Source organism: Turicibacter bilis (assembly GCF_024499055.1).
GTDB classification, from domain to species: Bacteria; Bacillota_I; Bacilli_A; order MOL361; family Turicibacteraceae; genus Turicibacter; species Turicibacter bilis.
In genome coordinates this window covers 492,375-508,148 of the sequence record NZ_CP071249.1, presented here as the reverse complement: position 1 = coordinate 508,148, position 15,774 = coordinate 492,375, and the positions used below count along the sequence as shown (strand labels likewise).

Sequence of the window (15,774 nt, the reverse complement as noted above, 5' to 3'; positions counted from 1 at the left end):
AACAGGAGGTCATCTGAAAATGAAAAGTGTCAAAGGGAATGAAAGTAAAGTGATTGCCACTACATTGGCTGTATTGATGTCTATTTCAATGCTACCAGTGATGGCACATGCCGTATCTGAAAATACACCCAAAGAAGAAGTCGTATATATTAATCTGAATAACGATGGTTCAGTGGAGGAAATTAATGTTGTCAATATTTTTGAGTTGAATGAAAATAGTGAAATAGTTGATTACGGAAAATATAAGTCCATTCGAAATATGACAACAACAGATGAAATTAAAAATCTTGATGATACAATAATAATTGATGCACAGGCAGGAAAGCTTTATTACGAAGGGAAACTTGATAGTCGTGTGATTCCTTGGGATATTAGTATTCAGTATTATATGGATGATAAAGAATATACCGCTGATGAAATTGCCGGTCAGAGTGGAAGTTTGAAAATTAAGATATCTGTAAGTAAAAATGAACTAGGGCAGTCCGATTTTTTTGATACTTATGCCCTTCAAGCCTCTTTAACATTGGATACAAAAAATTGTGCAAATATTGTGGCAAATGAGGCAACTATTGCGAATGTGGGTAGTGATAAGCAATTGACTTATATTTTGCTTCCTGGTCAGGAAGCAGACATTACGATTACGGCTGATGTCACTGATTTTGAAATGGGGGGCATTTCGATTAACGGGATTCCACTTAATCTGAATATTGAAGTGGATGATGAAAAGCTAATAGAGCGAGTCACTGAATTATTAGATGCGATTGAACAGTTGGATGATGGAGCTAACGAACTAAAAAGTGGTGTAGCTGATTTGCAAGAGGGTGTTAAGAATGATTTACAAGCGGGGGTTAACGATTTACAAAATGGTGTTCAAAATTTGTATGCGGGGACTAAAAGTTTAAAAGATGGTGGGAGTTCATTACAGAGTGGCGTGGCAAATTTACAAATTGGAGCAGAAGCATTAAATGAGGGACTTCAGTCGTTGAATGATGGGATTGTCCAAATTCAAACGGCACTTCAGTCTTTGAACGGTCAATCATCTACTTTAACGGAGGGTTCTTCTAAAATCAAATCAGCATTGTCACAGATTCAAGGCGCTCTTAACAGTGTATCAGTAACAACAGATGATTTTAAAGCATTAATCCAAGCCTCTAGTGAACTTAAATCAGGTATAGAGTCTTTGGTGTCTAATGTGTCTTTTTTATATCAAAACGTAAGCTATGAGTCTTATAAATCTGTCATGTTACAAAATGGTCTGGATATTGAGGCGTTAAAACAGAGTAATGATTCAGCGATTAATGCGTTACAAGCCACTATTGTCTCTTTAAGTGAGCAGATTGCAACACTGCAAGCAGCTGGAGTAGATACAACACAGCTTCAATCCCAAGTAGCGCAACTCGATAATATCATTTCACTATTTGGAGCTAATAATGCTAGCATTAGTGGGACAGAAAGCTATCTCTCTACTATTCATGAAAATCTCTCAGCATTGTTAGAGGCGGTAACAGCATTACAAACGAATTATACAATCTTTGATGCAAAAATAGATGAACTTGTTAATATGCTTGGCGGTCTAGCTTATAAGCTCACTGAGTTATCGACGGCAATTAATACTTTAGTGACTGAGTATGAAAAACTTGATTCGGGAATTAATGCTTATACAGAAGGGGTGTCAGAAATCCTTGCCGGTTATTCACAGGTATCTGATGGGGCGACTAAGCTAGTAACAGGTAGCGGGACGCTAAAAAATGGAACAGAAACACTTTATAGCGGAACCAGTGATTTACTTTCAGGAATTGTTGAAGTTTATAATGGGACAGGGACATTAACAGATGGAACTGGCACATTAGATGAGGGAGTTGCTAAATTGTTGACTGGAATCGTTGATCTTTACGATGGAACCGGTGAATTAAAGGATGGAACCACAACAATGCGTGAAGAAACGTCAGGCATGGATACAGAAATCAGTGATAAAATAGATGAATTGTTAGAAAGTATCACTGGAGGAGACAGAGATATTGTTTCATTTGTATCAGAAAAAAATACGAACGTAAATGCGGTACAGTTTGTCATTCAGAGTCAGGCGATTGAGGTATCGGAAGTAGAGGAGAATTACTCACAACCAGTAGAAGAACTTAATTTTTGGGGTAAATTGTTAAAACTATTTGGCATTGAGTAGGCTGAAATATCTTTTATACGAATACTTGAGAATGTTTAAATAATTAAATTCGGTTTACTATAGAAAAAGCAACTAGATGGCAATACGCTACTGAGTTGCTTTTTTTATTAAGACACTAATTTAGTATTTGAAATTAATAGTAAGTATTTAATAGGCTAGATTGGACTTGTCGTGAGAAGATTGAGTTGATTAGATGTGCCAGTGTTGTACGGATATTGAGAAGAACAGGATGGAACGATTAGCTGAAAAGTGGGGATAGATAGTCATTGAAGAGGAGAGCGCACGTTGTAATTCTAAAATCGTGAGCGAATCGAGTTTGAGTATTATCAAATTAAATTCGTAGCCATAAGACTGATTCAAAAGTTGCTAAAATATTAAGTGATAACTTTCTCTTAATTTCAGTGTGTAATAAGAAACCAGATATGAAGGGTGTCCAGTGGATTAAAGCGGACATGTCTAACTTTGTTAAATTCAAATATGACTTTGATCGAATTCTTTCTATAATGTTAAATAACTAAAAAATCGAATCTGTTTTGACTCCGTTATTTTTAAAAACATATAGAAATAACGGAAATAATGAGGTAAGAAAGAGTGTAATATCAATGGTTGATAAGAATTCATATATAACTTCCTATAATATATATTATGTAAACTTATAAGTTTACATAATGAGGATTATTGGTATTTTAGGCACAATGACTATATAAGTCCAGATAAGTTTTTTACATCGTAAAAACTTTTAGCTGGACTATAGTCTGCCTTGCACGGCATAACCATCTCATATTTCGGTTGATGTATTAAATGTAGAAAACATTTCTGTTTGTATATAGATTTTTGTACATATTTTAGTTTTAGTGTTTAAAACTAAGATTATCTTAATTTTAGGAGGTTTTTTTATATGCGTGTTCCTTTATGGTTAGATACGGTTTCGGCACCCAATTATCCGACACTTACTCATCCTCTAGATGTTGATGTGTGTATTGTTGGAGCTGGAATTACTGGTGTGACGTTAGCTTATTTACTCAAAGATACTGATTTAAAAGTTGTTTTAATTGATTCCGATCATGTTTTACATGGGACGACGGCTTATACAACAGCAAAAGTGACGGCCCAGCATGATATTGTTTATGATGAAATTATCCATTCTTACGGTGAATATCAAGCTAAGTGCTATGCGAATGCTCAAACAGATGCCCTTTATTTCATTGAGCAAACCATTCAGCAATTAAAGATTGACTGTGAATTTGAACGAAAATTTGCAGCAATTTATACGCAAGATCCTACGTATGTTCCTGTGCTTGAAAAAGAGTTTAAAGCTTATCAAACGTTAGGGTTAAAGGGAAATTTGGTAGATGAATTAGATTTACCTTTTGCGATTGAGAAAGCATTGATTTTAGAGGATCAGGCACAGTTTCATCCCTTAAAATATACACTTGGCTTACTCAACTCTATTGCAGAAGCTTCTAATATTGAAGTTTATGAAAATACGCCTGCCACAGATATAAAAAAACAAGATTCTGCTTATGTGATTGAGACAGCTTCTCATGTGGAAATTCGTGCCCAAAAAGTGATTCAAACCTCACACTTCCCTTTTTATGACGATCTTGCCCTACTCTTTGCTAAAATTGAACCTTCTCGTTCTTATTTAATTGCTTGTGAGGGAGCACAAAATTTACCCGAAGGGATGTATTTGTCTTACGAACAGCCGACGCACTCCGTTCGAACCTATCAAGATTTATTACTCATTGGTGGTGAAGATCATCGAACAGGAAATCAAGAAGATACAGTGGCTAAGTATGAGGCATTAAAAGGTTTTGCTCATCAGAATTTTCATGTCGATGATGTGATTTATGAATGGTCAACACAAGATTATGAGACGGTTGATAAGCTTCCTTTTGTCGGTCGGATGCAAGAGAATGATAATATCTTTGTCGCAACAGGTTTTCGAAAATGGGGAATGACGAATAGTACGGCAGCTGCCCTACTTTTACGTGACTTAATTTTAGACAAAGAAAATCCATATGAACCTTTATTTAGTCCACAACGTAAAAATTTAAAAGCACAAATCAAAAATCTAATCTTTTATAATGCTCAAGTGGCGTTTGAATTGTTGAAAGGAAAATTACAACACGTAGAAGGAGTAACCTCACTTAATCCTGGTGAAGCGACAGTTATTTCTACAGATGAAGGAAAATATGGCGTTTATAAAGATGAAAATGAGGAGTTATTTGTTGTCGACATTACGTGCCCTCACTTAGGATGTGAGTTGAATTTCAATCGTGCAGAATGTACATGGGATTGTCCATGTCATGCCTCACGTTTCTCATATAAAGGTGAGATTATTTCGGGACCTGCTCATTATTCATTGAAGTCGACGAAAAATAAAATTGATCCGAACCTCTTTTAATTTATCTACAAAATAACTCATAAACAACAACTGATGCTATAAACATTATGTTTTTAGTGTCGAAACTAGTGGTAAATCGTCAAAAAAGGATGTTAACGACTCCCCTATTTCATTTTATTGTGTTTCATTGAGGGGATTTGGTTGAAGGCAGTTCAAATAGAACGTATAATAGATTTGAGCCTGTTGTGCTCACACTCCTTATCTTTACCTACATTCCTAAAACACCATTGACCGGCAATGGTGTTTTTTCTTTACGCTATGTTTTAGAATAATGTTGATATTTAAAAAGAAAAAAGCTGAAACTTATATTTCAGCCTTTTTCTTTTTAATTTATTCTAATTACTTATGTTCTTCCCATTTACATTCTGTAAATTGGATTTCTGTAAAAGTGGCTTCAAATGAAGAATCTTCTGGACTACAAGCATATACTCCAATTCTTATTTCGCCTTGCCCCTCAAATAAATGGAAAATCCTCATTTGTTTATAATGAATTCCATCATATGAATTTTCAATACAATAATCACTACCACGTCGGCTGAGCCTATAATACATTTCTTTTTGTTTAGCTGGGATATCTGTTGTTGCCCAATCTGAATACCCATGATTAGTCACAACACTCCCTAATCGTTGATAGTTCTCATTTTCATATTCTATAGATGCTTTAAACCAATTATCACTATCTTGATAAATTATGACCCCACATTGGTCAAATCGATGTTTACTGTTAAATTGTGTTTTCACACTAAAAGAAAAATATTTTTCACTTGTATGAATCAGTAATGCAGGCGCATTGTCATTTTGAAAGCCGTAGTAGGTTCTTTGCCAAAAATCTGTTTTAGGTTCCGTCTTAATCATTAATTTTTCATCTGATAAATTATATTCTTTAGGTTCGTAAATCCAAGTAGAATTATAACCTTTCAACAACATATCTTTCCCCCTATAAAAGTTATCATTCATAGCTCTTATTTAACAACAATCTAACCTCGATTTCATAGCATTGGTTACTTAATGTTTAGGTTAATTATATACTAATTGTAATAAAATAGGAATATAGCAAAAAAACACTTACTTAAATACCTATTAACAATTTATGTAATTTATTGGATAGGTTACAATTAATTAGACAGTTTTTTTAAGGTCATGTAGAATTATAAATAATATCAATCTAAAGGAGCTTTAACATGACCCAAACTAAAACTCGTAGACTTCGCCGTACGTATACAGATGAATTTAAAAACCAATTAGTCCAGCTTTATTTAAATGGGAAACGTAAATGTGATATTGTTCGTGAATACGATATCTCATCGTCTTTACTCGATAAATGGATTAAACAGTCAACTTCTACAGGTTCTTTTAAGGAGAAAGATAACCGCTCAGAAGAAGAACAAGAGTTAATCCAACTTCGTAAAAAGGTTAAACAATTGGAAATGGGTCACCTAGCATGCGAAGCATAAATCCTCCACTGCTAGGGAATGGAAAATGATATTTTAAAGCAAGCCGCGCTGATCTTAGGACGAAGATAAATGTGATTAAAAACAATACACACAAATATTCAGTTTCAGCGATGTGCAAAGTCCTTAATGTGCCTCGTAGCACTTATTATTACGAGTCTAAACCGAAGAAAGATGAAACTCAACTGGTTACTGATATCATTGAGATTTTTCGTCGAAGCCGAAATAATTACGGGACTCGAAAAATTAAGCAAGAGTTAAAAAAGATGGGACAACAAGTTTCACGTCGTCGTATTAGTCGTATCATGAAACAAGAAGGCCTTGTATCGAATTATACCGTTGCTCAATTTAAGCCGCATACAGCTAAATGTAACGAAGATAACACTGAAAATATCGTGGATCGTAACTTTGATGAACAACCACATTTAAACGTTGTTGTCAGTGATTTAACGTACGTTCGTGTAAAAAATCGCTGGCACTATCTTTGTGTGCTTGTAGACCTGTTTAATCGTGAAATTATCGGTTATAGCTCTGGGCCTAATAAGGATGCAGAATTAGTTAAGAAGGCGTTCAGTACAGTCCAAACTAACCTAAGTCAAATCAAGATTTTCCACACGGATCGAGGTAACGAATTTAAGAATAAAATCATTGATGAGATTTTAGAGGTATTTGAAATTGAACGCTCTTTAAGTATGAAGGGATGTCCCTATGACAACGCTGTTGCAGAAGCGACCTATAAAGTAATCAAAACAGAATTTGTAAACCATCAGATATTTGAAACCCAAGAACAACTAGGTTATGAATTTGCCGACTACGTTAACTGGTATAACAATCATAGGATCCACTCTTCACTAGGTTATTTGTCCCCAGTTGAGTATCGTAAAAACACCCTTAAAAAAGTTGTTTAGTTTAGTGTTGACAATCCATATAGATGTTAAATTATATAAACTGTGGTTTGCGTCTTTTAATACTTTCATTTGATATGACAGAGTAACTTGCTTGTGATTGAACATATACCTTTTGAATCTTTGAGATTCCTTTTTCAACTTCGACTAAATTTTCTGGTAAATCAACTGATGCTACTCGCTTTAAAAGTGCTAAAATAACTGCTTTTGGTATAAATCAAACCCATCAAACGTATGTTCTAATAATATTATAATGGATATTTTAGGAGTTAGTTATGCAAATTCTGTGTGAAATATCAACACCTTTCTAAAACAAAGCCTTTCTTTATTAAAAAATAAAAAAATGACTATAACATTGTATAACTAATCATAAATAATCCATACTACTAATGAGCACAACTTAGACATTCAACTAGAGCTCACCTTTCTTCTCCTCCTCATACCTCTCTATTTGTAATGATGTATTATTAATCTAAAAGACACTGATTCAGTGTTTTTTTATTATTTATAGAAAAAATTCGATTTTTATTTTGTATTTTCTTCTAAAAAGGTGTAACCTTAAATGGTAGCTGAAGGAGGTCTGAAGATGAAAGAATTTAGTAGTTTAGATGTAGCTAAAGCGGCTGTTAAAGTTTCAATGACCGCATCGAGAAGTGAAGAAGATCAATTAGTTCGTGAATTAAGATCGCAAGGTATTTATGCCACTGCAGTGGATATCGGGGGAAATTTAATTCAATCCATTCCTAAAATTATTGAGCGTGCGATTATTGCCTCACGTAAAACAAATGTGACAAAAGAATCTTTTATTTTAGATGGAGCTGTTGCAGGTGCAACACGTGATGCCATTATGCAAGTTTCAATGAAAGCAACTGGGTTAAATGCAGGAGGTAAAGTTGCCATTGCTCGCTGTGGTGAAAATTTAACCGTCTGTATTTTCTTAAGTATTGGGTTACTTCATTTAGATGATGTCGTCATCGGTCTCGCCCATCGTTCAGTACCTGCAAATCTGTAATTTTATAAATAGATAAAAAAATCTCTATATTCCTTTTGACATTTATTACCAAAACTCATATAATAATCATAATTTAAAACTACTCAATAGTAGGAAAACATAAATCAACGGTGATTTATGAGGTAGAAATTATATGGGGATTTTGTAGGTTCGTAGAATGGTAGCTCAAGTAAATTAAACCTCTATTTACATAGGGTTTTTAAAGTCTACCTACAACTCTCTTTATAAGAGAGTTTTTTTTTATTTCCATATAAGCAGGTGATGTTTGACTCATCTGAGTTTAACAAGATAAAAAATGAATATAGGAGATGATCGTATGAAAGCCAGCAAACTGTTAAAATTTGTAGGTGTTGGGATGGTTTTTAGTAGTTTTTTATTTGCTTGTAGTCATAAAGACTCAGATGTAAAAACGATAGGTGTTTTACAGTACATGGAGCATGGTGCATTAGATGCAGCTTACGAAGGTTTCATCGCAGGATTAGCCGAGGAAGGATATATTGAAGGGGAAAATATTAAAATTGATTTAAAAAATGCTCAAGGGGATCTTACAACCGCTCAAACTATTGCTAATCAGTATGTAAGTGACGATGTGGATATGATGTTCGCCATTGCAACACAAGCTGTTCAATCTGCCTATAATGCAACAAAAGACATTCCTATCTTAATGACTGCGGTGACTGATCCTGTTGAAGCTGGAGTCGTAAAAGACTGGAACCAGTCAGGAACAAATGTGACAGGAACGAGTGATTTAACGCCTGTTGCTAAACAAATGGAATTGATTACCGAGTTAGTTCCAGAGGCGAAAACAGTTGGTGTGATTTATACAACGAGTGAGGTCAATTCGGAAGTTCAAGTCAAGATGGCAGAAGAAGCCGCCTCTAACTTAGGGTTACAAGTGATTCGCGTGGGAGTCACAACGGTTAATGATATTCCTCAAGCAGTTGCATCTGTGATTGATAAAGTTGATGCGATGTATGCCCCAACTGATAACTTAATTGCAAGTTCGATGCCAGTTTTATGGAATGCTTGTTTAGATAAAAAAGTTCCCATTGTTGCTGGAGTGGATACGATGGTCATTGATGGTGGTATTGCAACTGAAGGGATTGATTACTATCAATTAGGATATGAGACAGGTTTAATGGCTGCTCAAGTATTAGAAGGAAAAGATCCAAGTACGATGCCAATTAATACCCTTCAAAATACAACGTTAATCGTGAATCAAAAAAATGCAGAAGCCATTGGATTATCCATTCCTGATTCGATTTTAAAAGGTGCTGAAATTATAGGAGGTGAATAAGATGGGAGTTTTATTAACAGTCTTAGAGCAAGGACTCATTTTTGGGATCTTGGCTCTAGGTGTTTATTTGACTTATAAAGTGTTAGATTTTGCTGATTTATCGGTTGAAGGAACCTTCCCACTAGGAGCGGCTATTACAGCCTTCCTTCTGACACAAGATGTCACTCCCCTACTCGCTGTGTTAATTTCTTTTTTAGGTGGCATGTTGGCTGGAGCTGTGACAGGAATTTTGCATGTTAAGCTTAAAATTACGAATTTGTTATCAGGAATTTTAGTGATGAGTGGTCTTTATTCCATTAACCTACGTATTATGGGAAAAGCGAATATTCCACTGTTTAATGAAGAACGTATTTTTTCAGGTGCGATTCCTATTTTATTAACCATTGTGATCATTGTAGTGTGTGTTAAAATCATCGTCGATTTATTTTTAAAAACGAAGTTTGGATTTATGATTAAGGCCACAGGAGATAATCCCCAATTAGTGACGACATTAGGGGTGAATCTAGGATGGGTTAAAATTGTATGTTTAATGGTTTCGAATGGATTGGTCGCTTTAGCAGGATCATTAAGTGCTCAGTATCAAGGATTTGCTGATGTTGGGATGGGAACAGGAACGATTGTCATTGGCTTAGCCGCCGTTATTTTCGGTGAAGCGATTTTTAAAAAAGCACGTTGGATTCTTCCAACCACGATGGCTATTATTGGAGCGATTTTATATCAAGGATGTACAGCTATTGCGTTACAGCTAGGATTCCCTGCAACAGATTTAAAATTATTAAGTGCGTTAATTGTTACATTAGCTTTAGCGTTAAATAATCATAAAATTAAAGCTTTTCCTACCCTATTATCTAAAACTTCGAAACCATCTAACATTAAAGGAGGGATTGCGCGTGCTAAACATTCAACAATTAAGTAAAACTTTTTATCCGAATACCGTCAATGAAAAGAAAATTTTTCAGGGGTTGGATTTAACGATTGAAGAAGGAGAGTTTGTGACGGTGATTGGAAGTAATGGTGCCGGAAAGTCAACCTTATTAAATCTAATCTCCGGAACGTTAACACCCGATGCAGGGGTTATTTCCTTACTTAATCATGAGATTACCCAACTAAAGGAATATCAACGGACACGCTTTATCTCACGCGTCTTTCAAGATCCAACGCTCGGAACTTCACCTTCTTTAACCATTCAACAAAACTTATCCTTGGCTCGTAATAAGGGAAAACGATTTGGTTTAGCATTTTTAGAATCTAGAAAAGATATTGAAACATTTAAAGCAATCGTTGCTCCTCTCCAACTTGGGCTTGAAAATCAATTGCAAACTCCAGTTGGTCTATTATCAGGAGGGCAACGTCAAGCGCTCTCTTTAATTATGGCGACTTTGGTGAAGCCCGATTTATTACTGCTTGACGAGCATACGGCAGCACTCGATCCTAAAACATCCGCTAAAATTATGGATTTAACGAATCAAATGGTCCAAGAATCAAAGATTACGACGTTAATGATTACGCATAATTTAACGCATGCGATTAAATATGGATCTCGTTTAATCATGCTACATGAAGGACAGATTGTTCTTGATATTAGTGGCCATGAAAAACAAGAACTAACGCCTGAAAAATTATTACATCAATTTGAAAAAAATGTGCATAATGGATCGCTCAGTGATGAATTATTATTCTCATAAAAAAAGTGATGTCACGTAGCGACATCACTTTTTTTATGAATGGAAAAGAGACGATTCGATCTCTTTTATAAAACTGATCTAATATCATGATATCGTCGTATCTCCCCTATTCTACGATTTAAAGACTTTATTTTTAGTCGTTGATAGCTACGATTTTAAATACGATAGGCTACTTTTTTAAAACGTATTTAAAAATACCTTTTTGGAAAAAAATAGAAATAAACGTTTGACTTTTATTATTTAAGCTCATATAATAATCATAATTCATTGAAATCCAACTTAATCAATAGAAAATAATCCATGAGGTTGGTGTCTTTAGTAAATAGAGAGGTTTGAGAGACAACTCCTTTATTCTCAGCCAAAAGGTAATGTGATGTGAAGATAAAGAGGATGGTTTTACTCATTATGAGTTGAACAAAATAGATAATGATAGGAGGATGATCATATGAAAGCTAGTAAAGTATTAAAAGGTCTAGGGGTTGGGATGATTTGTTGTTATTGTAGCTTTCTAGCTGGTTGTAGTCAAAAGACGGATTCAGATATGAAAACAATTGGTGTTTTACAATATACAGAACATGCTGCCCTAGACGCTTCTTATGAAGGATTTATTGCTGCTTTAGAAGATGAGGGATATGTTGACGGAGACAACATTCACATTGAGTTTAAAAATGCACAAGGACAAAATCCAACGGCACAAACCATTGCCAGCCAGTTAGTGAATAGTAACGTTGATTTAGTTTTTGCCATTGCGACACCAGCGGCTCAAGCGGCTTATAACGCGACAAAAGATATTCCAATTGTGATCACAGCGGTAACTGATCCTGTGGAATCAGGGTTAACAAAGGCATGGGATGTGAGCGGAACAAATGTGACAGGAACGAGTGATTTAACACCTGTGGCTAAACAAATGGAACTGATTCAAGAACTGTTACCTGAGGCAAAGACAGTTGGGATTTTATATACAACGAGTGAAGTGAATTCGGAAATTCAAGTGGCATTAGCAGAAGAAGCTGCGGCTAAGCTAGGGCTTGACATTATCAAAGTTGGAATTACATCTGTCAATGAGATTCCAAATGCCATTGCTTCTGTTGTTGATAAAGTTGATGTGATTTATACCCCAACGGATAATTTAGTTTCAAGCTCAATGCCAGTCGTTTGGAATGCCTGTCTTGAGAAAAAAATTCCAGTTGTCACAGGTGAAGAAGGAATGGCTAAAAAAGGTGGCGTTGCAACCGAAGGTATTGACTACTTCCAGTTAGGTTATGAAACAGGTTTAATGGCTGCTGAAGTATTAGAAGGAAAAGATCCAAGTACCATGCCAGTTAAAACGTTAGAAAATACGTCTTTAGTTGTGAATCAAGAACATGTCGATGCGATTGGTTTAACCATTCCGGATAGTATTTTAGAACGAGCTGAAATTGTAACGAGTGAAGAATAACAGGCTGGATTCCCCTACTCTAACATAAAATGATTAATTTGTTGCTAAAATGTATATCAAAGAAAGAAAGGTCTAAAAATTAGACACCTCTTTCTTTTTTTTGTCAAAAGGTTGCATCAAAGAACTGGAATGAGTAAAATAATTACGTAGTAAGATTAAAAAATAAATAACGTGGAGGCTTTTTTATGGCAAAAAAAGTAGCAGTAGTATTTACAGGTGGAACCATTTCAATGAAAGTAGATCCACGTCTGAAGGCCGCCATTCCGTCAATGTCTAGTGAAGATATTATGTCAATGGTCACAAACATTGATCAAATTGCTGAGCTTGATATTGTAGAGTTTGGAAAACTTCCAGGACCACATATGACACCCGAAAAAATGATGGAGTTAAAACGTGTGGTAGAAGAAAAATTAAATCAGGACGATATTGTAGGTGTTGTCGTAACACATGGGACGGATAACTTAGAAGAAACAGCTTATTTATTAGATATTTGTTTAAATACTGAGAAACCAGTCGTTGTCGTTGGAGCAATGCGCAATGGATCAGAACTTGGTTATGATGGGCCAAGTAATTTAGCAGCTGCTATCTGTACAGCGGTTCATCCTAAATCACGAAATAAAGGAGTCTTAGTTGTCTTAAACAACGAAGTCAATGCAGCCCGTGAAGTGACTAAAACTCATACGATGAGCCTGGATACATTTAAATCGTTAGAGTTTGGTCCAATTGGTATTGTCGATCAAGATGATGTCATCTATTATCATAAACAATCGATTCCAACTAAGCATGTGCAGACGGATCGTATTGAAACGGATGTTCATTTACTGAAAGCTGTCTCAGGAATGGACTCTACCCTTTTAGATTTCTTAGTTGAAAAAGGGGCGAAAGGAATCGTCATTGAGGCGATGGGACGAGGAAATGTTCCACCAATGATGATGGAAGGAATCAAACGTGCCGTTGCTCATCAAATTCCGGTCATTATCGTGTCTCGTTGTCCAATGGGACGTGTACTAGAATCGTATGGTTATGACGGTGGTGGTGCTCAATTAGTTGAAGCGGGAGCTATTTTAGCAAGTAACTTAAACGGTCAAAAAGCTCGTATTCAATTAATGTTAGTTCTAACAGTCGCTAAAAACTTAGAAGAAGTCAAATCATACTTTATAGATTAATTAAAAAGCGCAAAAGGAGGAAATTTCGCCTTTGCGCTTTTTTTCTATTAAGATAATTCTTCAAGTAAATATTGTTTGAAGTCTTCTATCAAGGCTTCTTTTTGAGTTAGCCATTGATCGTAAGTCGTCATTTGGGCTGTTATATCACGCAACGTATCCGCAATGACAGAGGCAACTTTTGTAATATTGTTTTCATAAATACATTCAACGTCATCAATGGAAACAATTATATGAGCGACGGTTTCCATGAGGGTCTCCATGACTTCATCAGCATGCTCTTCAAGTTGTGAATACAAAATCTTTTTAAGTCGTGTGATTGAAGATGAAGTTTGATACGCTTGTTCGAGGAAGCCTAAGAACTTTTCAAAATCATCGACGCTATCTTGAGGTTCGATTTCAAATAAGATTTTGAAGAAGAGATTCCAATGGAACTCTTTATTCATCACATCCCTAAAATACGGCCCAACAATCTGCGCGAACTTATTCGTATAATGAGGTTCACGTGAGAAAATAATTGGAACGTTGAATTCGACTTGCTCATTTGAAATTTGAGAAATACGTTCAAGTGCCTTAATAAGAGAATCACTAATATTTTGAATTTCTAGCATCCCATTTGGAGAGAATGTGTATTTCATGATGGTTTGGCATGCTTTTTTAATATTAACGTTCATTCCCAGTTGCTCTTTTAACTGTTTAGCAAAGACATCATTACACATTTTAGCCATCACTTCTTCTAGGTTACGACGTTGATACTCTTCATCCGTTTGTCGTTGTTCCACATTTCGGTAAATGGTTAATAATTGTTTATCGAGTAAAGCTAAGTTATTTTTAATCGAGTGCATCATTTCAATTAATAAATCATCGACTAAAAGGAAGTTATAATTTTTATAAATAATTTTATGTTCAATTTCACCCCAGAATGAGTTAACAAGTGATTTAATCTGTAACTCAAAGGGTAACTCATTATTCGTATCTGTGACAATTCCATCAATTCTGAAGATTTTAAATCCATTTTTCTGTTTTTGTGGTTGACGCCCGTCTAAGCTTAATTTAACATTTGGATTCATTTCATTATAATAGTACCCATCATCATTTCTCACATTAAAATGTTTTTTTAAGACTTTATAAATCGCACGTTCATCTTGTTCAAAGCGACATTCAATACGAACTCCAATTAAATCGGATAATTGATAAATCAGGCGGATGGGGTCATTGTATTTTTTATAGTATCCTTGGCGAAGAATTTTTTCTTTTAAGCTGTCTCGTCCTTTCACACGAGTGGTAATATTTAAATACTCCATCGTATGGAGGTTCATAATTTCAGTGAATTCCATCTGAAGTAATTTTGAAATGACTTCTAGTTGATCACGTTCTTTATCAAGTGTCGATAATGCTTTGTCAATATATCTAAATTCTGCTAATGGCAAGGTTAACTCCCCTTTTTGCTTAAAATCTTATATCTTTATTTTAACTCTATTTTTAATATGATGCTAATGAAAAATTAGTATAAATTAAAAACCTAGCAAAATATCATTGCTAGGTTACCAAGCGCGTTCATCTGAAAAACCATAAGATTCAACTTCATAAAGGTATTGACTTTGACTAATATCTTTTGGAGTGACCAACCAGCCACCATTACTATCGATATCAACGCCAATAGCATTAAAAACTTTCCAAACAATATCTGAACAATGCGTGAGATTCATGTTTGTTTTAGTTGCAATCAGATTATAATTAATATCTAAAAAATCTGACATCGCTCGTTTAACGAGTTCACTGATGGTTTCTTCAGTGCGGTTTTTGAGGCGTAGCACTTTCACAGTCGGATAATAGTCCCATTTTTCAAGTGATTCTAATCGCGAACTTGTTCCATACCCTAAGGCTTCAAGAACTAGTCCCGCTTCTGCATCGAGCACAATTCCAGCATGTCCATGGCGATAGAGTAGTGTATGATTAGATTTGGTGATTAAAATATCTCCATTTTGAATATCTTGAAGCTGATGGCACTTGACTTGTTGATTCTGCTCATCGACACAACGCTCTTCTAACGTGATAAGACTAATAGGATAATCTACGACTTTAAAGTCTTCAGTTGCTTGTTTCATCACTGAAATAGAATTTTCAGCATGATTTGGCGTATAAGCATTCAGTTCAACTAAAAAATTTAGCATGGAAATGATTAAAATAAAAAAAAGAAATGTAATGAAATAATAGTTTGGTTTCATTTGATCCTC

11 protein-coding genes and 2 pseudogenes are annotated in these 15,774 nt (G+C 35.1%); 9 read left to right on the top strand and 4 right to left on the bottom strand.

Translation table 11 applies throughout. From position 1 onward, the window contains the following. Window positions 1-19 precede the first annotated feature (19 nt). Both J0J69_RS02430 and J0J69_RS02425 read left to right on the top strand, forming a co-directional pair. A complete protein-coding gene (locus J0J69_RS02430; RefSeq protein WP_202966249.1) occupies window positions 20-2,179 on the top strand; it encodes a coiled-coil domain-containing protein in 2,160 nt (719 codons plus the stop codon). An 898-nt stretch (window positions 2,180-3,077) separates the two neighbouring features. Beyond that, on the top strand, window positions 3,078-4,586 hold the full coding sequence (locus J0J69_RS02425; protein WP_055305124.1) for an FAD-dependent oxidoreductase: 1,509 nt from the start codon (window positions 3,078-3,080) through the stop codon (window positions 4,584-4,586). Window positions 4,587-4,925: 339 nt separating this feature from the next. On the opposite strand, the gene J0J69_RS02420 is transcribed toward J0J69_RS02425, so the two are convergent. Then, the gene (locus J0J69_RS02420) at window positions 4,926-5,513 is read right to left on the bottom strand and encodes a DUF1349 domain-containing protein (protein ID WP_212725569.1); all 588 of its coding nucleotides are present in this window, start codon (window positions 5,511-5,513) and stop codon (window positions 4,926-4,928) included. A 254-nt stretch (window positions 5,514-5,767) separates the two neighbouring features. On the opposite strand from J0J69_RS02420, the pseudogene J0J69_RS02415 reads away from it, so the two are divergent. Then, window positions 5,768-6,945: pseudogene (locus J0J69_RS02415) on the top strand (IS3 family transposase). A gap of 31 nt (window positions 6,946-6,976) precedes the next feature. Here J0J69_RS02415 and J0J69_RS02410 read toward each other — a convergent pair. Next, window positions 6,977-7,093 (bottom strand): annotated as a pseudogene (locus tag J0J69_RS02410) (IS1595 family transposase); the annotation flags it as partial. A gap of 435 nt (window positions 7,094-7,528) precedes the next feature. Here J0J69_RS02410 and J0J69_RS02405 point away from each other — a divergent pair. From J0J69_RS02405 to J0J69_RS02380, 6 genes are all read left to right on the top strand, one after another. Then, window positions 7,529-7,954: a HutP family protein gene (locus J0J69_RS02405; RefSeq protein WP_055276175.1), complete on the top strand. Its 426-nt coding sequence runs from the start codon at window positions 7,529-7,531 to the stop codon at window positions 7,952-7,954. 316 nt (window positions 7,955-8,270) lie between these two features. Beyond that, window positions 8,271-9,251: an ABC transporter substrate-binding protein gene (locus tag J0J69_RS02400; RefSeq protein ID WP_212723322.1), complete on the top strand. Its 981-nt coding sequence runs from the start codon at window positions 8,271-8,273 to the stop codon at window positions 9,249-9,251. A gap of 1 nt (window position 9,252) precedes the next feature. Then, window positions 9,253-10,167, top strand: a complete 915-nt coding sequence (locus J0J69_RS02395; RefSeq protein WP_055276171.1) for an ABC transporter permease — start codon at window positions 9,253-9,255, stop codon at window positions 10,165-10,167. Then, window positions 10,142-10,936 carry an ABC transporter ATP-binding protein gene (locus J0J69_RS02390; RefSeq protein ID WP_068759722.1) on the top strand — a complete coding sequence of 265 codons (795 nt, stop codon included), beginning with the start codon at window positions 10,142-10,144 and terminating at the stop codon, window positions 10,934-10,936. Before J0J69_RS02395 ends, J0J69_RS02390 begins: the two co-directional genes overlap by 26 nt. A gap of 445 nt (window positions 10,937-11,381) precedes the next feature. Beyond that, on the top strand, window positions 11,382-12,374 hold the full coding sequence (locus J0J69_RS02385; RefSeq protein ID WP_212725568.1) for an ABC transporter substrate-binding protein: 993 nt from the start codon (window positions 11,382-11,384) through the stop codon (window positions 12,372-12,374). Window positions 12,375-12,559: 185 nt separating this feature from the next. Continuing rightward, window positions 12,560-13,540, top strand: a complete 981-nt coding sequence (locus tag J0J69_RS02380) for an asparaginase (RefSeq protein WP_055305117.1) — start codon at window positions 12,560-12,562, stop codon at window positions 13,538-13,540. Between the two features lie 47 nt (window positions 13,541-13,587). Here J0J69_RS02380 and J0J69_RS02375 read toward each other — a convergent pair whose 3' ends face one another. After that, on the bottom strand, window positions 13,588-14,967 hold the full coding sequence (locus J0J69_RS02375) for a GTP pyrophosphokinase (RefSeq protein ID WP_212725567.1): 1,380 nt from the start codon (window positions 14,965-14,967) through the stop codon (window positions 13,588-13,590). 114 nt (window positions 14,968-15,081) lie between these two features. After that, window positions 15,082-15,765, bottom strand: a complete 684-nt coding sequence (locus tag J0J69_RS02370; protein ID WP_212725566.1) for a YiiX/YebB-like N1pC/P60 family cysteine hydrolase — start codon at window positions 15,763-15,765, stop codon at window positions 15,082-15,084. Window positions 15,766-15,774: the final 9 nt, after the last annotated feature.